Origin of the sequence: Cohnella sp. CFH 77786 (assembly GCF_019400745.1) — a bacterium.
Lineage (GTDB): Bacteria > Bacillota > Bacilli > Paenibacillales > Paenibacillaceae > Cohnella.
The window spans coordinates 182905-200804 of the sequence record NZ_WJIB01000006.1; the positions used below are offsets into that span (position 1 = coordinate 182905).

At 60.1% G+C, this 17900-nt stretch carries 18 protein-coding genes; 3 read left to right on the forward strand and 15 right to left on the reverse strand.

The genetic code is table 11. The features are described 5' to 3' along the window. Positions 1-3 precede the first annotated feature (3 nt). The 6 genes from GE107_RS11710 to ald all read right to left on the reverse strand — a co-directional run bounded on the left by GE107_RS11710 (position 4) and on the right by ald (position 7824). Entirely contained in the window at positions 4-3243 is a 3240-nt protein-coding gene (locus tag GE107_RS11710; protein ID WP_219640119.1) for a DEAD/DEAH box helicase, read from the reverse strand. A gap of 159 nt (positions 3244-3402) precedes the next feature. Beyond that, on the reverse strand, positions 3403-4227 hold the full coding sequence (locus tag GE107_RS11715; RefSeq protein ID WP_219640121.1) for a purine-nucleoside phosphorylase: 825 nt from the start codon (positions 4225-4227) through the stop codon (positions 3403-3405). Between the two features lie 45 nt (positions 4228-4272). Continuing rightward, positions 4273-5451, reverse strand: a complete 1179-nt coding sequence (locus GE107_RS11720) for a phosphopentomutase (protein WP_219640123.1) — start codon at positions 5449-5451, stop codon at positions 4273-4275. Between the two features lie 45 nt (positions 5452-5496). Continuing rightward, positions 5497-6390, reverse strand: a complete 894-nt coding sequence (locus GE107_RS11725) for a tyrosine recombinase (RefSeq protein WP_219640125.1) — start codon at positions 6388-6390, stop codon at positions 5497-5499. Positions 6391-6408: 18 nt separating this feature from the next. After that, positions 6409-6642, reverse strand: coding sequence for a DUF4227 family protein (locus tag GE107_RS11730; RefSeq protein WP_219640127.1), 234 nt, complete (start codon positions 6640-6642; stop codon positions 6409-6411). A gap of 66 nt (positions 6643-6708) precedes the next feature. Then, a complete protein-coding gene (ald, locus tag GE107_RS11735; protein ID WP_219640129.1) occupies positions 6709-7824 on the reverse strand; it encodes an alanine dehydrogenase in 1116 nt (371 codons plus the stop codon). An 86-nt stretch (positions 7825-7910) separates the two neighbouring features. On the opposite strand from ald, the gene GE107_RS11740 reads away from it, so the two are divergent. Then, entirely contained in the window at positions 7911-9062 is a 1152-nt protein-coding gene (locus GE107_RS11740) for a S8 family peptidase (protein ID WP_219640131.1), read from the forward strand. A 55-nt stretch (positions 9063-9117) separates the two neighbouring features. Here GE107_RS11740 and GE107_RS11745 read toward each other — a convergent pair whose 3' ends face one another. Beyond that, a complete protein-coding gene (locus GE107_RS11745) occupies positions 9118-9606 on the reverse strand; it encodes a glutathione peroxidase (RefSeq protein WP_219640134.1) in 489 nt (162 codons plus the stop codon). 30 nt (positions 9607-9636) lie between these two features. Further along, on the reverse strand, positions 9637-10098 hold the full coding sequence (locus GE107_RS11750) for a MarR family winged helix-turn-helix transcriptional regulator (RefSeq protein ID WP_219640136.1): 462 nt from the start codon (positions 10096-10098) through the stop codon (positions 9637-9639). A 109-nt stretch (positions 10099-10207) separates the two neighbouring features. On the opposite strand from GE107_RS11750, the gene GE107_RS11755 reads away from it, so the two are divergent. Then, positions 10208-10684 (forward strand): glutathione peroxidase, encoded by a 477-nt coding sequence (locus GE107_RS11755; RefSeq protein WP_219640138.1) that lies wholly within the window; start codon positions 10208-10210, stop codon positions 10682-10684. 53 nt (positions 10685-10737) lie between these two features. Here the strand turns inward: GE107_RS11755 and fur are convergent, their stop codons facing one another. The 4 genes from fur to GE107_RS11775 form a co-directional block, all read right to left on the reverse strand. Continuing rightward, entirely contained in the window at positions 10738-11214 is a 477-nt protein-coding gene (fur, locus tag GE107_RS11760) for a ferric iron uptake transcriptional regulator (RefSeq protein WP_219640140.1), read from the reverse strand. Between the two features lie 77 nt (positions 11215-11291). After that, positions 11292-11945: a stage II sporulation protein M gene (gene spoIIM, locus GE107_RS11765; protein ID WP_370636365.1), complete on the reverse strand. Its 654-nt coding sequence runs from the start codon at positions 11943-11945 to the stop codon at positions 11292-11294. Positions 11946-12016: 71 nt separating this feature from the next. Beyond that, positions 12017-13216 (reverse strand): endonuclease Q family protein, encoded by a 1200-nt coding sequence (locus GE107_RS11770; protein WP_219640230.1) that lies wholly within the window; start codon positions 13214-13216, stop codon positions 12017-12019. Continuing rightward, a complete protein-coding gene (locus GE107_RS11775; RefSeq protein ID WP_304516997.1) occupies positions 13213-13797 on the reverse strand; it encodes an NUDIX domain-containing protein in 585 nt (194 codons plus the stop codon). Before GE107_RS11775 ends, GE107_RS11770 begins: the two co-directional genes overlap by 4 nt. Positions 13798-13896: 99 nt before the next feature. Here GE107_RS11775 and GE107_RS11780 point away from each other — a divergent pair, with 99 nt between their 5' ends. Then, complete coding sequence (locus tag GE107_RS11780; RefSeq protein ID WP_219640142.1) at positions 13897-14052, forward strand: hypothetical protein; 156 nt, start codon at positions 13897-13899, stop codon at positions 14050-14052. 68 nt (positions 14053-14120) lie between these two features. On the opposite strand, the gene GE107_RS11785 is transcribed toward GE107_RS11780, so the two are convergent. From GE107_RS11785 to GE107_RS11795, 3 genes are all read right to left on the reverse strand, one after another. Continuing rightward, positions 14121-15155 (reverse strand): hypothetical protein, encoded by a 1035-nt coding sequence (locus GE107_RS11785; protein ID WP_219640144.1) that lies wholly within the window; start codon positions 15153-15155, stop codon positions 14121-14123. A 1180-nt stretch (positions 15156-16335) separates the two neighbouring features. Beyond that, positions 16336-17133, reverse strand: a complete 798-nt coding sequence (locus GE107_RS11790; protein WP_219640146.1) for an anti-sigma factor — start codon at positions 17131-17133, stop codon at positions 16336-16338. After that, positions 17126-17734 (reverse strand): RNA polymerase sigma factor, encoded by a 609-nt coding sequence (locus GE107_RS11795; RefSeq protein ID WP_219640148.1) that lies wholly within the window; start codon positions 17732-17734, stop codon positions 17126-17128. The genes GE107_RS11790 and GE107_RS11795 overlap by 8 nt, the downstream gene beginning before the upstream one ends. Positions 17735-17900: the final 166 nt, after the last annotated feature.

Sequence of the window (17900 nt, forward strand, 5' to 3'; positions counted from 1 at the left end):
TTTTCAAATCATCAGCAGCTCGCGAATATCCTCTTCTCCCAGCGACGCCAGCGCTTCCTCGCCCGGCTGCACCACGGCGTCGATCAAATCCCGCTTCCGCTGCTGCAAAGCGTACATCTTCTCCTCGATCGTCCCTTGCGTGACGAGCCGGATCACCTGCACGACGTTCTTCTGCCCGATGCGATGGGCCCTGTCCGCGGCCTGCTGCTCGACGGCCGGGTTCCACCAGAGGTCGAACAACAGCACCGTGTCCGCCCCGACGAGGTTAAGGCCGGTTCCCCCGGCTTTCAGCGAGATGAGGAACAGCTCCCCCTCTCCCTCGTTAAACTTGCGGCACATCTCCACCCTGTCGCGGCCCGGCGTCTGGCCGTCCAGGTAGAAGAACGAGACGCCGAGTTTCCCCAATTCCCCGCGGATAATGCCGAGCATCTCGGTGAACTGGGAGAATATGAGCATCCGTTTTCCCGCTCCGCGGCACTCCTCCACGATCTCGAGCAGCTGCTCCAGCTTGCCCGATTCGCCCGAGTATCCTTCCACGAACATTGCCGGGTGGCAGCACAATTGGCGCAGCCGCGTCATGCCGGCCAGAATGTGCATCCGGCTTTTCTGGAAGCCGTCTTCGCGAATGCGCCGGATGGCGTCCTCCTGCAAACGCGCCAGGTAGGCGAGATACAGCTTCTTCTGGTCCGGCAGCAGTTCGGAAGCCTGAACCGTCTCGATTTTATCGGGCAGCTCCTTCAGCACGTCGGATTTGAGCCTCCGGAGCAAGAACGGACGGATTTTCTTCGCCACCTGCTCCGGCGACAGCTCGGAGAACCGTTTGCGGTTCCAGAACAGCTCCGGGAACACCGCGTCGAAGATGGACCACAGCTCCTCCAGCCGGTTCTCGATCGGGGTTCCGGTGAGCGCGAACCTGTGCATGGCCCGGAGATCCTTGACCGTTTGGGCCGTCTGGGTCGCATGGTTTTTGATCGCCTGCGCCTCGTCGAGGATCAGCACGGAAAACCGCAATTCCGAGAATTCCTCGGCATCTCTTCTGAGCAGCGGGTACGACGTGATCAGGACGTCCACGCCCGACAAATCGCCCAGGATATCCCCCCGAGCCGATTTATCCCCTTCCACGACGACCGCGCGAATGTCCGGAGCGAACTTCCGAAGCTCGTTCCACCAGTTGTATGTCAGCGATGCCGGGCACACGATCAGCGCGGGCAAGCCGTCTTCCCGGATCCGAGGCAGCTCCGACAACAGGAAGGCGATGCTTTGCAGCGTTTTACCGAGCCCCATGTCATCGGCAAGAATGCCGCCGAAACGGTAATGCGCCAACGTCTTCATCCACTGGAATCCGTATTTCTGATAATCCCGCAGGATCGGGTGCAGCGTTTCCGGAACGTGGAAGTCCAGACTGTCCGGGTGGCGCATGTTTTCCAGCATCTCGCGGAACCGCTGGCCCAGCTTGACGCCCTGCACTTTGTCCTCCGGGTCGAGAAACCGCAGCCCGCGGGAGACGGACAGCTGAAGCCGCGTGTCTTGAAGCTCGTACCTCTTGAACTCCATTTCCTCGAGCATGCGTCCGATCGACGCGTAACCCTCGTCTTCTAGCGACACGTAGGCCCCGTTCGGCATCCGGTAGTACTTTTTCTTCTCCACCAAATGACGGAGCAGGTCCCGGATTTCCTCATCGTCAATGCCGTCCATGTCGAACCGGACCTCGAGCCAATCTGTGCCGGGATCAAGATCGATCATCACCTTGGGCGGACGCGGCGGAGCCGCGAGCATGCTTTCGACGGCCGCCGTGGCGTATACTTCCGTCCACTTGTTCAGTTGAGGCAGCGTACGGAACAGAAAATGGTAAATGTCGTCTTCTTCGTCCAGGTGGAGCGATTTGCCGTCGTACCGGAACGGGATTTGCTCGATCAACGACATGACGCGGCTTTCCTTCTCGCCGTCCCGCAGCAAGATTTTGTCAGTCCGCTCGGCCCGCCCGGTTCTGGAAAGCAGCGGATCCAGAGAGACATCTCCGTAAACGAATTCCAGGCGGGCGAGCAGCCGGTCATCGTCTCGGTCCAAGTAAAGCTTGGCTGCCAATGGCGCCGTCACGATCCGGTTCTGCACGTTCTCTTCGAAGATGACCGGCCCGATCCGCTTCAAACCGGGAACGACTCGCGCAAGGAACAGCTCAAGATGGGCGGGAGAGATAAGCACCTGGTGGCCCGACGTGCGTGAGAACATGTTCTTCAGTTCCGCGATTTGCTTGCACGTCGCCGAATCCATCCGATAGATTCGGTTGCCCTCCAAACACGCGTCGTAAGGCTCCAGTACCGTGACGTGCTGCAGGCCTTCCACCGCGACGCGGTACACCTCCTGGGAAGGCTGGCTGAACCGGAACGTGAGCGGTACGCTGCCGTGCTCCTCTCTCAGGTCGGAGTAGGTTTGCCCCCCGTGCACGAACCGAACGTTCGCCTTCAGCAGCAACGGGAGCAGCCTTTCCCAGGCATAGGGCGGAATAAACAGCATCCGGTCGTTCCCCGTTAATCCGGAGAAGGCGTACATGAGGTGCGATTCCCGGTAAGCCGTCTCGTTGCGCGAAATATCCACGAGATGATCGAGAATCGCCCGGTCGGTTTCGGTAAACGAATGGACGGTCGGATCCAGCGTAAACAGCTTGGCGATTTCGTAAGGCGTCCCGTTTTCGATATGCCCCAGCAGCTGCTTGATTCTCTGGATCGTATACAACCGTTTCGTGCCAAGCTTGATCTCGATCGTCAACGTAGGCTTTCGCTGCGACGCCGAGGCCGTGCACGTGTATTCGAAGTTTACCGTTTCCTGCTCCCCGAGCAAGTAATCGCCTTCCGCGGCGTCCGCGGCCGGCGCCCTGTCGAAAATCGAAATCATGTTCCGCGCCAGAAACACGTGCTCGTTCGTGATCACGGGCGCTTCGTCCGGTTGGGCCGCTCCGCCCTGAAGCTCGTGGATGCGCAGAAGGACGGCCGCGATATGCTTGCAGGGCGTCCGCGTCGATTCGTAATACGGGCACTCGCATGCCGCGGACGGTTCGCCTTCGTCGTACAGCTCCAGATGCACGTTGTAACGCTTCGTACCCGTCACGACGGCGTCGAACAGGCGTCCGTCCGGGTCGCGTTCCAGGCGCAGAACCCTTTTCTGCTTGAAATACGTCTGGCCTTTCCGGTAAATGTCTTCGCCGCACCAAGCGCGGATATCGGCTAACGATACGGGTTGCGTCATGATTCGCCCCTTCTTGCGTCGGTCGGAATGATCGAACGATATCCTTCCATTATACCACATGGAGCGGACAGTCGGTTTGACCGGGCCGGTACGATATGGCAAAGAGACGGTTTCCGCCGACTTAGGATCAGCGTACTCCCGTCTCCAAGCATAGAACCTTTACATTTTCGCCAAAACGGACATGACCAGCGAGATGAACCGGTCCTTCACTTTCTCGGACGTTTCCATGACTTCCTCGTGCGACAGCGGTTGGTCCAGAATGCCGGCGGCCATGTTGCTGATGCAGGAAATGCCCAGCACCTCGATGCCCGAGTGGCGCGCCACGATGACTTCCGCGACCGTGGACATGCCGACCGCGTCGGCGCCGAGCGTCCGCAGCATGCGGATTTCGGCGGGCGTCTCGTAATTCGGTCCCAGCAGCCCGGCGTATACGCCTTCCTTCAGTTCGAAGCCCAGCCCGGCGGCGGACTGCTTCGCCACCTCGCGCAGCCTGCGGCTGTAAGCTTCCGACATATCGGGGAAACGCGCGCCGAGCTCGTTATCGTTCGGTCCGATGAGCGGATTGCGCCCCGTCAGGTTCAGATGGTCGGAGATGACCATCAAGTCGCCCGCCTCGAAGCCGAGATTGACGCCTCCGGCGGCGTTCGTGACGAGCAGCGTCTTCACGCCGAGGGCTTTCATGACCCGGACCGGGAGCGTCGTCTGCTCGGCCGCATAGCCTTCATAGAGATGAAACCGTCCTCGCATGAGCACGACACTGCGATCCTGCATCCGGCCGATGACCAGTTCCCCCGCATGCCCTTCCACGGTGGATACCGGAAAATGCGGAATGTCGCGATACGGGATCGTAACCGATTGATCGAGATCGTCGCCGAGCACGCCGAGTCCCGAACCGAGAATGAGGCCGATTTCCGGTTTATCCTGAATGCGCGCGGCGATATATTGCGCCGCCTCGTTAATGATGGCTTGGGTAATGTGTGTCATGGAATCTCCCTCTCCTTGTTTTGGCTTCAACTTCAACCTTAATTCTTAAACCAATCGTTCCAGAAAGCTGCGTCCGTGGGTCGCGAACGACCGAAGTCCGAAATTGTCGGCGATCGTGGCGGCCAAATCCGCATACGTTGCCAGCGTACCGAGATCTCCCGGCCGGCTGAACGCTGGACTACAGGCCAGCAGTGGCACATACTCGCGAGTATGGTCGGTGCCGGCATGCGTCGGATCGTTCCCGTGATCAGCCGTTATGACGAGCAAATCCCGTTCGCTCAGGGCGGCCAGCAATTCCGGCACGGCCCGGTCGAATTCCTCCAAGGCGCGTGCATAGCCTTCCGGGTCGCGGCGATGGCCGTATAAGGAGTCGAAATCGACCAGGTTCGTGAACAGCAGGCCATGGAACGGACGCTTCAGTTCCTGCAGCGTCGTTTCGATTCCGTGCGCGTTGCTCTTCGTCGGAATCGCTCGCGTGATGCCTTCCCCGTCGAAAATATCGTTGATTTTCCCCACCGCGATCACGTCCCGTCCTGCTTCCTTAAGGGCGTTCAACACGGTCGGCTTCGGCGGTTTCACGGCGTAATCGTGGCGATTGGCCGTCCGTTTGAAGGCGCCGGGCTGGCCGACATAAGGCCTGGCGATCACCCGGCCCACCGAGAACTCTTCCTTCATCGTCAGCCTGCGGGCGATCCGGCAAGCATCGTACAATTCCTCCAGCGGGATGATCTCTTCGTGCGCGGCCAACTGGAACACGCTGTCGGCCGACGTGTAGACGATCCAAGCGCCGGTCTTCATTTGCTCTTCTCCGAGTTCGTCCAAGATTTCGGTGCCGGAAGCGGCCTTGTTGCCGATGACGCGGCGTCCCGTTTCCTGCTCGAAGGCCTCGATCAGCGCCGGGGGGAACCCGTCCGGAAACGTGCGGAATGGAGTCTCGATGCGCAGCCCCATGAGCTCCCAATGCCCCGTCATCGTGTCTTTGCCCGCCGATACCTCCGCCATTTTCCCGTAATGGCCGGTAGGCGCAGGATCCGCCTTCCAATCGGCGATGGGAGCGATGTTCGCAAGCCCGAGCTTTCTCATATGCGGCAGCGAAACGCCGGGAACGGCTTGCGCGATGTGGCCCAGCGTGTGGGCGCCTGCGTCGCCGTATTGGCTTGCGTCCGGAAGTTCTCCGATCCCGACGCTGTCCAGCACGATCACGGCGATCCGTTCGAATGTCATACTGATCCTCCTCAAATTTTATCCCCCAAAAGCGACGCAATCGCCCTATCGCGCCCGCGGGTGCGCGCGGTCATATTCCTCTTTGACTCTGGCTTTAGGGGACGTCTGGTATCTCTGCGTCGTTTGGGGACTGGCATGGCCTAACATTTCCTGCACCGCCCGGATGTCCGCCCCATTGCCCAGCAAATGGACGGCAAACGATTGCCGCAGCGCATGCGGCGTCAATTCCGCGGCAATGCCCGCCGTACCGGCGTATTTCTTGATGACTTTCCAGAAGCCCTGGCGCGTCATGCGGGTGCCGAGATGATTCGGGAACAAGGCATCCGTCGGCTTGTCCGGCCGAAGCAGCCTGCCTCGGCCTTCCTCCAGGTAACGCTTCAGCAAGCGGACAGCGGCGCCCCCGATCGGAACGATCCGTTCCCGGCTGCCGGGGCCCGAGCAATGCAGGAAGCCCATATCGGGGCGGACATGGCCCACGTCAAGCGCCATCAATTCGGACACCCGCATACCGGAGGCATACAACAATTCCAGCATCGCCCGGTCACGCAGACCCTGCACGGTATCCTCGTCCGGCGCTTCGAGCAGCCTCCCGACTTCCTCGGCGGAGAGGGTGCGCGGAGCCTTTCGCTCCGGCTTCGGAGCATCAAGCTGCAGCGTGGGATCCCGTTCGAGTATCCGTTCGATGACTCCGAACCGGCACAAAGCGCGCACGGACACCAGGCGCCGGGCGATCGTAGCCGCGGACTTCCCCTCCTGGCGGAGCCGATGCAAATAGGCTTGCACATGCGAAGAAAGCAGCGCACGCGGCACATGCACATCCATCCGCTCCATCGCTTCCGCGAAATCCCGCAAATCCCGTCCGTAACTCAGACGGGTGCTAACCGATACGGCGCGGTCTTCCTCCAGTCTGTTCAAGTAAGCCTGAATCCAAGTTCTCATCGGCGATCGGCTCGCCTCCTATTCCCCGTACCAATAAAATAGCCGCAGCCGGTCTCCGGGCGACACGTCCGGATCGTCTCCCGAACCGGAACGAAATACTTTGGTCGCCCGGCCTTCCGGCTCTTTGTAGGGATCCTGCGGCTTGAGCCACCCGTGGAACCAGCCGAACAGACTGTGTACGATCACGGTCAGCACCAGGAAAAACAACGTAAACTTCAGCCGTTCCCACCATTTGTCGTTCAATTCCCCCATGTCCGATTCCCGTCCTTGTCCGTATTCTCGTTTTACGGTATGTGGACGGGACGCGATTCATGACGATTAACGTGGCAAGGATAGCGGCACGTAAGGGGATCCGACCGCTTCCGCGACTTGCGGATGGGTGATGGCCCCTTGATGGACATTGACGCCGAGCGCCAGGGCCGGATCCGCCGCGACGGCCGCCGCGAAGCCGTGGGCCGCCAGCCGCATCACGTAGTCGATCGTGACGTTGGTCAGCGCGAGCGTCGAAGTCCTCGGGACCGCTCCCGGCATGTTGGCGACGGCGTAATGGATGACGCCGTGCTTCTCGTATACGGGGTTCTCGTGGGTCGTGGCGCGGTCGATCGTCTCGATCGAACCGCCTTGGTCGACCGCGACGTCCACGATGACGGCGCCTTTCTTCATCGTCTTCACCATGTCCTCCGTCACGAGCCGCGGCGCCCGCGCGCCGGGCACGAGCACGGCTCCGATCAGCAAATCCGCCTTCCGGACGGCGCTGGCGATGTTGTGCGGGTTGCTCGTCAGCGTCCGCAGCCGGCCCTGGAACACGTCGTCGAGATACCGCATCCGCTCGCCGCTCTTCTCCAGCACGACGACGTCGGCCCCGAGCCCGAGCGCCATTTTGGCCGCGTTCGTGCCCACGATGCCTCCGCCGATGATGATGACCTCCGCCGGGGGAACCCCGGGCACGCCGCCAAGCAGCACGCCGCGGCCTCCTTGGAACGCCTCCAGGTACTTGGCTCCTTCCTGAACGGACATTCTTCCCGCCACTTCGCTCATCGGAATGAGCAGCGGAAGGCTGCGGTTCGGCAGCTGGATCGTCTCGTACGCAATCGCCGTCACGTTCGCGTCCATAAGCGCCTTGGCCAGCTCCGGCGCAGCCGCCAGGTGCAGGTAAGTGAACACGATTTGCCCGGGCCGGAACAGCTTGAATTCCTCCGCCACCGGCTCCTTCACCTTCACGATCATGCCCGCGCGTTCCCAGACGGCTTCCGCCGTACCGACCACGGCCGCCCCCGCCGCGGCATATTCCTCGTCCGGGAACCCGCTGCCGGCTCCCGCGCCCGCCTGCACGACCACCTCGTGCCCTTGCTGCCTGAGCATGCCCGCGCCCGCAGGCGTCAAGGCGACCCGGTACTCCTGCTTCTTCACTTCTTTCGGCACTCCGACGATCATGGCGCATACCTCCATATGGTTCAGTATCCATCGCGTTGCACAACCCGCGGCGTCCGACATATTCTGCTACGGGAGATGAAAGCCGAATGATCAAGATAGAAGAATTGCTGGCCTTAACGGCGAAACGCACGACCGCGGCGCGGACCGAAAGATTGATCGTGGTGTTCAAGCGGGGCGGCGCGTACCGGAGAAGCGTTAAGCACCTGCTGGCCGCCGGAGTGAAGCCGGTCAGAATGTCAGCCGCCCGGAGAATGATTTGCTATCATGCCGCGAAGAAAGGACAGCACGCGCTGCTTAAGTCCCACCCGGACGTGGCATACGTGGAGCGCGATATTCGCGTAAAAGCCCATGCGGCCCCAGCCGCGGGCAAAGTACGGTCGGCGGCCGATTGCCCGCCCACCGCGCCATGGAACGTATGCCGCGTGAAGTCGCCGCCGCTTTGGCCGCTTACCCGCGGGACGGGGGTCCGCGTCGGGGTGCTGGACACGGGAATCGCCAGGCATCCGGATTTGACGATCGCCGGCGGCGTCAACACGCTCGGCGGAACGTCATTCCACGACGATAACGGCCATGGGACCCACGTTGCGGGAATCATCGCCGCGACGGGACGCCGTGGATTGTCCGGCAATGCGCCGGGCGTGCTGCTGTATGCGGTCAAAGTGCTGAACGAATCCGGCAGCGGATTCGTGTCCGACATCGTCGAGGGAATCGACTGGTGCTTGGCGAACGGCATCCGGATCCTGAACATGAGCTTCGGCTTGCCGGGCGACAGCCTGGCACTTCGGGAGGCGATCCGCCGCGCCAGGCGCAGAGGCGCCATCATCGTGGCATCCGCTGGCAACGGAGGCGCCAAGAGCGGCGTCCTTGACGCACCCGCCCGCTATCCGGAGACGATCGCGGTAACGGCTCTCGCGAAGAACAACCGGGCGGCATCTTTCTCCAGCCGAGGACCGGGCATCGCGGTCGGAGCTCCCGGCGTCCATATTCTGTCCACTTGGCCGGGAGGGACCTACCGAAGGTTGTCCGGCACTTCGATGTCGGCGCCTCACGTTGCGGGAAGCGCGGCCTTGCTGCGTTCCCTCGCGCCCAAGCTGACCGCCTCCGCCTTCGCGAGCCGGATCAAATCTGCCGCGCTCCGCATCCCGGGGGGCGTGACGGCGGTTGGCTCCGGTCTGCTGCAAACGTCGGATTCGGCGTCCGGACTCGCGAGTCTTAAATACTCCCCCAAGAAAGCCTGAAGCGGCGATCACCGCCGCACGAACGCCCCCTCCGCAGCGGGCGTTTATAGCTGCCCTACAGCAGCTCCCGAATCGCCGGTTCCAGCTCGGCAGGCGCGGCGGACGGCTCGAATCGGCGGACGACGCTGCCGTCGCGGCCGATCAGGAATTTCGTGAAGTTCCATTTGATTTCGTCGTCCGATCCGGCCGGCTCCCCCTGGAACGGGGCTTGCTCTTTCAAGTACTTGTACAGCGGATGGGCGTCCGGCCCGTTCACGACCGTTTTCTCGAACAGGGGGAACGTAACGCCGTAATTGATTTTGCAGAATTCCCCGATTTCCTCGTGGGTTCCCGGCTCTTGCGCACCGAACTGATTGCACGGGAAACCTAGGATTTCCAAGCCTTGCTCGCGGTACTCGTCATACAGCTTCTGAAGCCCTTCGTACTGCGGGGTAAGACCGCACTGGCTGGCCGTGTTCACGATCAGCAGCACTTTGCCCCGGTAGGGCGACAAATCGGTCTCCTGACCGTTCAGCCTGCGGGTTTTGAAATCGTAAATGGACATCGTGATCTCCTCCTCGTTTCCGTCCTTCGATCATTTGTTGTCCGGGACCTGCACCGATCCTCGCATCTTGCTCATCGAGTCCTGCACAACCCGCCGCAACAGTTCCGCTTCCGAAGCCGTTACGCCGGTATCGCAGAACAGCCGTTCCGGAATGTCCTTCGCCTTCTCCCGAAGCGCCGTGCCTTCCGGAGTCAGCGCGATGACCAAGCTTCGCTCGTCCCGCTTGTCCCGCTCGCGCTTCAAGAGCCCCATCTTCTCGAGCTTTTTCAGCAAGGGGGTCAGCGTGCCCGAGTCCAGAAACAGCCGGGCCCCCAGTTCCTTGACGCTGATCCGGTCCTTCTCCCACAGCGCGATCAAAGCGATATACTGGGTGTAGGTCAGGCCGAGCTTCTTCAGATGGGGATGGTACAATTTCGTAACTTCCTTCGCCAATGAATATAACGCAAAACAGACCTGGTTTTCCAGTTTTAGCCCCTCTTCACCGGACTCCACCGTCCGCTCCTCTCCTTCCGGTCCATAGAATGCGCATAACGCTTGACGCCTCCCATTTGCATTGTATACAATTTAATTATAAACGATTCATTCCTGGGAGGAAACCCCTATGTCCCTCTATGACATTGAAGTCCGCACCATCCGCGGAGAACCGAAGAAGCTGTCCGACTACCGCGGAGAAGTGATGCTGATCGTCAACACGGCCAGTAAATGCGGATTCGCGCCCCAGTACAAAGGTCTTCAGCGCCTGCATGAAACGTACGGTCCCCGCGGCCTGCGGGTGCTCGGCTTCCCGAGCAATCAATTCGCCCGCCAGGAGCCGGCCGGCGAAGCCGCCATTGAACAGCATTGCCAGCTGAATCACGGGGTAACCTTCCCGCTTCATGCCAAGATCGACGTCCGAGGTCCCGACGCCCATCCGCTCTTTCGCCATCTTACCCGCGAAGCCCGAGGGTTTCTGGGGACGAAAACGATTAAATGGAACTTCACGAAGTTTCTCGTCGACCGGGAAGGACGCGTGGTCAAACGGTTCGCTCCGAACGTGACGCCGGACCGGATCGAACCTTACCTCGAGAAGCTGTTGTAAAAGCGGAATCTGAAATAAGAAAAGCGCATGACCGCGGGGGTCGTGCGCTTGTTTCATTGACCTGGTTCGTCTTGTGATTCGCGGGCTTTGTTCTCGCTGTTGCATTTGGCGCAAATGCCTTGAAAATCGAGTCGGTGGTCGAGCACGGTGAATCCGTATTCCTTCTCCAGCCGTTCCTCGAGCGGCAGCAGCCAATCTTCCAGAATCTCCGACATCGAGCCGCATTGCACGCAAATCAGGTGGTGATGATGGTGCTTGTTGCTTTCCGTCCGAAGGTCGTAACGGGCGACCCCGTCCCCGAAATTCAGCTTCTCGACCACATGCATCTCGCTGAGCAGCTCAAGCGTACGGTACACGGTGGCCAAACCGATTTCGGGCGCCTTCTCCTTGACCAACATGAATACGTCTTCGGCGCTCAGATGGTCTTCTTCGTTCTCCAGCAGCACGCGCACCGTCGCTTCCCGTTGGGGTGTCAGCTTGTAGCCCTGGGATTGAAGCTGTTGTTTCACTTTTTCGATTCGGGCTTCCAAAGCTTTCATCCCCTCCGGTCCGTATTCGCATGGTTCCATTATAGGGGGATGCCATTCCGGAAGTCAAACCTGATCTGCTAGAGTCGCAAGTCGTCGATAGAAACGCCGGATACGGACGCTTGCGGCGCCACCCGCTCCAGCAGCAGCGGCGAAACGTAGGCTTCGTAGAGAGAAGCGAGACCCAGCATGACCAGCATGAGGGCCGCCGCGGCCGTATGCGCGAGGAACGGGGGCAGCAGCCTGCCTTTGCGCCGGAACAGCCTCTCCCGCACGACGAAGTAGGCGAAGCGGGCGGCGGAAACGCTGGCGATCATCAGGGCCGGTACGACGAGGGCGTTCTGCGGCGCCACCGCGGCAAGGGAGACCAGCACGCCCTGCCAAGCGTATTGATGGACAAGCAGTCCGACGGCAAAACCGATCAGAACTCCTTTCAAAAAGTCCAGGACGAGCACGAGCGGAAGTCCGATGACCGAGATGCCGAGCAGCCAGATGAGCAGCAGCCATTTGGCATAGAAGAGAAAGCTGCTTCCGAACGCGTCGGCCGGATTCGAAGAGCCAGGATCCTCCAGCGTGTTCATATAGTGACCCAGGTGCTCGGCCAACTCCTGCTGCTGCTCGAACGTCAGGGCGTGTACGAGCAGCGCCCCGAACACGGCCCCCACGACAAGCAGGACGCCCACGAACAGATACAGGTTCACGTTTTCCCGCGCCGACAGATTCCATAGCCGCACTGCGATTCCCACCCTTCCCCGATTGCAATGCGGTTCGCCCCGCACTTCAACGTATGCCGGACAAGGGGATTTTAGAAGGGGGAAGCGATTTTCCCGTAGCCGCCGCCGCTTCCGGGCGTGAAGGCGAGCCTCCCTTCCCGTGCGGCGAGGATGGCGGACGCGATTTTCGCGCCCGCGGCCGTTGCGAGCCGTTCTTCCGGCGCCCGGTGCAGCACATCCATTTCCGAGCCGGCAGCCGCGATCAGCCGATCGCGCAGGGCGGGGCCCACGCCCGGGAAGAAGGACAACGGCACCTGCGGCCGATACGGCGCCCGGTTCGCAGGATGAACGGGACGCTCCCGGTCGGCCAATTGATCGATTCGCCCTGCGACGCCGCGGACGAGTTTACGGCTGCCGCAGGAAGGACAAGCTTCCTCCGCGGCCGCCTCGCCCGTCGCGGTTGCGGAGACCGCTTTGCGGCAAGCGGTGCAGTAAGTGGTATGATACTTGCCCAGCTCCGGGTGCAGACCGTAATTGGCGGCGATCCCGCGTCCGTCCTGTCCGCGAAGCGCCTTCGCCCATTCGGCGAACGAAGGCTCGGCAAGCAGCAGCTCGTTGCATTCCCGGCCGATCATGCCGGTCGAGTGGGCATCCGAATTCGTGAGGAACGGATACCTTCCCAGCTCGGAAATCCGGTCGGCCATGTCGGCATCCGCGCTCAGACCGAGCTCGACGGCCGCGATGCCGTCCGGGCCGAGCCGGTCCGCCAGCCGGTCGGCCGAACAGCCGAGCAAGCCGCGGTGCGGCGTGAACACGTGGGCGGGAACCAGCAGTCCTCCCAGGGCGAGCAACTCCGCTTGCAGCTCGCGGGCGGAAGTCCGAAGACGCTGGGAGCTGAGCATTACATTCTTCATGCGCGGTTCCATCCAAGCCGTCCATTGCTTCATGGAACGCAAATCCGGCAAATAGCCGAGCAGATGGAACGGCCCGCCTCCTTCCTCGCGGACTTCCATCTCGGCGCCGAGCAGAATGACGGTGTCGCGGTAGCGGATCCCCCCGCCCGCGGCTTCCTCCATTTCGCCCGTTTCCAGGCACCGTTCGATGTCGGCTTGCACGGCGGGCGAATGGCAATCGATGACGCCGATCAAGTGCACGCCTTTGCGCTCCGACGCTTCTTGCGCGATCGAGCGGAACGTCAAATCGCGGCTGGCGCTGATTTTGACGGGCTGGCCGTTGTCGGCGCGGCCGATATGCACGTGCAAGTCTGCGAAAATACGGCGAAGCTCCGTCATCCGCGCAGCGGGAGCGATCCGGTCGCCGCTTGGAGCTGCCAGGCGTACACGGCGAGCAGCGTTTTGGCGTCGCAAATTCGGCCTTCGCGGACGTACTGCCAAGCCTGTTCCAGCGTGATCGCTTCGCAGGTGAGGAATTCCTCCTCGTCGAGATGGATCTCTCCCTGAACCAGTTCATCCGCATAGTACAGATGCACGATTTCTTCCGCGAACCCCGGCGAAGTGGAGAAAGACTGCAAATGCGTCAGCCCTTCCGCCCGGTATCCCGTCTCTTCCTCCAGCTCGCGCGCCGCCGCTTCGAGCGGATCTTCCCCCGGCTCCAGCTTCCCCGCCGGTATTTCCACCTGCACTCGCTCGAGCGGCTTGCGATATTGCTCCACCACGAGCATCTTGCTCTTGCCTTCCACCAGCGCCAGCACGGCGACCGCGCCGGGATGCCTGACGATTTCGCGCGTCGCCGTCCCCCCGTCGGGCAGCCGTACCGTATCGACTTGCAGGGAAATCATCCGGCCTTGGAATATCGGCTTCGTCTCCAGCGTTTCTTCGTAAAAAGGATGCGGTTCTTTACGGTTTTCCGTCAATTCGGGTTCCTCCAGTCATGATTCAGCCGCAATGCTCATAGGTTCAAATTAACGGCTTGTCCGCTCGATTGCAAGCCCGCATGGAGGAGGAGACGCCTTATGCTCAAACGATACGCCGCTCCCGAACGGATCCGCTGGGTCGGCCCAGCCTGGGAAATCCGCCGCGCGCTGCGCCAGGAGCTCCGCCGGCTCGGCCGGAACGCCAAGCTGGCGGAGCTGCTGCCGAGGCCGCAGTCCGGGCGCAGCCGGATTTGACAGCGAAGACGCGGCGCAGATTGCCGGCAATCGCAATTTTCGGCACATGCGCTCAACAACGTCGCCCCCTATCCGCAGCGAAGATTGTAATCGTGCAACATCTCCTCAATGATGCGGGCTTCGTCCGCTTTCATCTTACCCAGACGGTCGATCAACTGCTCCAGATGCTTTTTGTCCAGAGTCATCCAGTATTTCAAGATCAGATTGATGTTCACCACGGCATACCTCTCGAGATCGCGCCAGCCTTCCGCCGTCTCCCGAGAGCAGCTGTAATAACCCTGAAGTTCCATATAGGCGATTCGCTTGTTCATTATTTTCTTATGCTCCCACAGCACGTGAAAAGGTCGGTGGTCGAGAATGAACTTGTTCTCGATTACCTGCTCGGCTCTGCGCCGAAGTTCGTCATAGATGTCCATCCCCCATACGTGCGGACTGGATTGCCGCAATTCGTACGCAGGCATTCTTCGATCCGAGGGCTTGGCGAGCCCGTAATCCTCCAGTTGATCCATCACCCACTGCAAGTTAAATTCGCAGGCTTTCATGAAATTCCGGTATGGCTTCAGCAAGAGAGTATATTCGGTGTACGGCTTCGATTCCGGCGGTTCGAAGTCATTGAACGCCATCTCCATGTCGTCATAATGGATGAAGGTGGTACCGAATCGTTGATGGGTCAAGAAGCCTGCGACATGGAACAGCCGGTTTCCGTCGTCGTACCCATGGATCATGATGCCGTGAGGGTTGAATCGATTCTGGTAGGCGACCGATCCGGGGATGTAATATTCGTCCACGAACGTCCACACGGAACAATCATTGTCGATGCTATCGCGAACGAAATCGGCAAAGCTTGGAAAGCATCTCCGCACCAGGTTCCGGGTTAGACGAGGAGAGCCGAACAAAATGGGGACAAACTGGTCGAACGGGTTCGGCGAGTAGAAGTCCGCCATCATTTCGTCTCCCCGATCGCTCAGGTACAATTGGACGAAATTGCTGTAAATCCAACGCAGCGAATCGGGTTCCGCTTGCAGCACGGCCAAAGGATAGGCAAGATGCGGGTAAGAGACGAGATCCGGTTCGGCGACCGATAAGATCCGGCTGTTAACCATAATCATTCCTCCCGGTATCGCATTACGATGCGAAATATTCCTGAAGCATCGGCCAATCACCAGCGGCTCCTCGGTTGTCATCCGTTCTATCTATGTCCGCTTATCCGCTGCCTTGTACAAGGTGATGTCAAAAAAACTGGTTATCCCTGGATGAAACGGAAAGTTGTCATGTTCCCCCTCTCCAATTTGGTTGCGCTTTCATCGCGCTGTAAAAACCCCTCCTGGGGAAACCCTAAGCAAAGCATAACCGAAAACGTTTTTCGTGTCTATTAATGCCATTTCGAGCTAAAATTACCTCGTTTCGCTCTCCTGCTTTCCAGACGTACTTACAGCGCACCTGAGGAATTCGCAAAATAACGTCCACGGAAGTCACTACAACGTTCGTAGTCGGGGATTTCGCAGAAGTAACGTCTCCGGACGTCACTACAGCGTTCGTTGTCGGGGGGTTCGCAGAAATAACGTCTCCGGAAGTCACTACAGCGTTCGTAGTCGGGGATTTCGCAGAAATAACGTCTCCGGAAGTCACTATAGCCTTCGTAGTCGGGGATTTCGCAGAAATAACGTCTCCGGAAGTCACTACAGCCTTCGTAGTCGGGGATTTCGCAGAAATAACGTCCACGGAAGTCACTACAACGTTCGTAGTCGGGGATTTCGCAGAATTAACGTCTCCGGAAGTCACTACGGCGTTCGTAATCGGGGATATCGCAAAATTAACGATTCCGGAAGTCACTACAGCCTTCGTAGTCGGGGATTTCACAGAAATAACGTCCACGGAAGTCACTACAACGTTCGTAGTCGGGGATTTCGCAGAAATAACGTCTCCGGAAGTCACTACGGCGTTCGTAATCGGGGATATCGCAAAATTAACGATTCCGGAAGTCACTACAGCCTTCGTAGTCGGGGATTTCACAGAAAGTCTCCGGAAGTCACTACCTGCGTTCGTTGTCAGGCATTTCGCTGAAAAAATGTCTCCCGGCTATCCAGGCTATCCAGGATATCCTGGCTAATCGGGCTTCAGGCGGGCTGGGCCTTCGTACAGGAATCGGGCAACCACTCTGCTTTAAAACCGGGTTTTGCTCCGTGTGCAGACTTGGTTGAGTTTTTTCAAGCATAGCGGAACCGAATTGCGCAATTTCGCCCCAATCCGCAGACTTCCCGCGCTTCACGCAACCAGGTTCCGTTACTCCTCCTCGTCCACCCGCGCCAACTTGATTCGGGCGGTCTCCGGGGACGTCGGATGCGCGCTGCCGCCTTTGGGCTCGATCGTGAACGCCACTTCCTTCACGTCCGGCAAGCCGAGGAAATGGGAGTACAGATGTCCCTGCGCCTGATGGAACTCGAACAAACCCAGGTTCGTCATATCCTGCCGGACCTCGCCCCACGCTTGAACATCACGGCTGCCTTCGGGAAGCAGCCCTTCGATCAGGACGAACATTTCGTCCGTCCGGCCGTTCACCCAGACCGTGACCGACTTCCTGCCTCCCGCCTCCGGCAATCCCGGCGCGTATGCCGGCACGATCGAGTACACCTTCGTATCCGGAAGGGCCATCAGTTCCGCTCCATCCGGCTCATGCAGCCGTGCATATTCTATCGGCGGAAGCGCGGCTGTTCCCGTTTCACCGTTCGTTCCTGTGGGCGAACCTTGCCAAATCACGCCAGCCACCAGCAACAGCGCCGCAACCGCTCCGGAGACGGCCCATACCGGCCGGGCGAACAGCTTCTTCCGCCAGCTGCGTCTCCATGCCGCGGCGCGCAACGATTTGCGTACGCGTTCGGACGGCATCGGGATTACGCCGATCGCTTCCGATCCCGACTCCGGCGCCATCCCAAGCCACTCGCCCCATTGCTTCCGCACCCGCCGGCAATCGGCGCAGCCCTCCGAGTGCCGCTCCATCGCCCGCGCCGTTTCCGGAGGAAGCCGTTTCATATGCCAATCGATCCAACGTTCCTCCGGCACTCCGCAGTTCCGCTCAATCAAGGCTTCCGCCCCCTTCCGCTTCCGCCCAACCCAGCTTCGCCATCGCTTTGCGCAAATGGGATAGACCGTATCTCACCCTCGATTTCACCGTTCCGATCGGAACCTGCCAGGTTTCCGCCAACTCGCGCCGACTGCGGGAATCGAAGAAAGCGGCCGCCAGCGTCTGCCGCTGGGTGCCCGGAAGCTCGCCCATCGCCCGCCGGAGCGCTTCCTTCTCGAGCTTCGTCAGCACGCGGCCTTCGATCTCCTCGGAAGCGCCGAATATCCGTTCCGGCATGCCCGGGGATTCGGATTCCAGCACGACGCGTCTCCGTTTGCGCAACCGGTCCATGCAGCGGCTTTTCGTCAGCACCGCGAGCCAGGCTTCCACCGTACCTCTTGCCGGATCGTAGCGTTCGGGCTGCGCGATCACGAGCATGAGCACGTCGTGGCACACGTCCTCGGCTTCCATCCGGTCTCCCAGCAGCTTGCAGGACAACCCCATGACGAAGGGAGCCGCCGCCTCGTAAAACCGGTCGAACGCCTCCAGCGACCCCTCCCGGATTTGCTGAAGCAGACCGGCCATGTCCTCACTCGCGGATCGACGAAAAGCCGTATCCATGGGACCTGACACCTCCGATACGATCATTCTGTTCGATACATACATACCAAAAATCGTTCATCCCGTGAATATGCTCCCGTTTTTTTTATCTTCCTTTAAGCTTCCGTTAAGCTAACTTTTATTTTTCGGCATAAATCCGCGAAGGCTTCTCGCACGTAGAGGAGAT

Bases quoted from the DNA above. Each gene is read 5' to 3' on its own strand.
- GE107_RS11740 (WP_219640131.1), top strand. From the start codon at position 7,911: ATGATCAAGATAGAAGAATTGCTGGCCTTAACGGCGAAACGCACGACC.
- GE107_RS11710 (WP_219640119.1), bottom strand. From the start codon at position 3,243: ATGACGCAACCCGTATCGTTAGCCGATATCCGCGCTTGGTGCGGCGAA.
- GE107_RS11785 (WP_219640144.1), bottom strand. From the start codon at position 15,155: ATGGTTAACAGCCGGATCTTATCGGTCGCCGAACCGGATCTCGTCTCT.
- ald (WP_219640129.1), bottom strand. From the start codon at position 7,824: ATGATCGTCGGAGTGCCGAAAGAAGTGAAGAAGCAGGAGTACCGGGTC.
- GE107_RS11725 (WP_219640125.1), bottom strand. From the start codon at position 6,390: ATGAGAACTTGGATTCAGGCTTACTTGAACAGACTGGAGGAAGACCGC.
- GE107_RS11730 (WP_219640127.1), bottom strand. From the start codon at position 6,642: ATGGGGGAATTGAACGACAAATGGTGGGAACGGCTGAAGTTTACGTTG.
- GE107_RS11720 (WP_219640123.1), bottom strand. From the start codon at position 5,451: ATGACATTCGAACGGATCGCCGTGATCGTGCTGGACAGCGTCGGGATC.
- GE107_RS11795 (WP_219640148.1), bottom strand. From the start codon at position 17,734: ATGGATACGGCTTTTCGTCGATCCGCGAGTGAGGACATGGCCGGTCTG.
- GE107_RS11770 (WP_219640230.1), bottom strand. From the start codon at position 13,216: ATGACGGAGCTTCGCCGTATTTTCGCAGACTTGCACGTGCATATCGGC.
- GE107_RS11715 (WP_219640121.1), bottom strand. From the start codon at position 4,227: ATGACACACATTACCCAAGCCATCATTAACGAGGCGGCGCAATATATC.
- GE107_RS11780 (WP_219640142.1), top strand. From the start codon at position 13,897: ATGCTCAAACGATACGCCGCTCCCGAACGGATCCGCTGGGTCGGCCCA.
- GE107_RS11745 (WP_219640134.1), bottom strand. From the start codon at position 9,606: ATGTCCATTTACGATTTCAAAACCCGCAGGCTGAACGGTCAGGAGACC.
- GE107_RS11755 (WP_219640138.1), top strand. From the start codon at position 10,208: ATGTCCCTCTATGACATTGAAGTCCGCACCATCCGCGGAGAACCGAAG.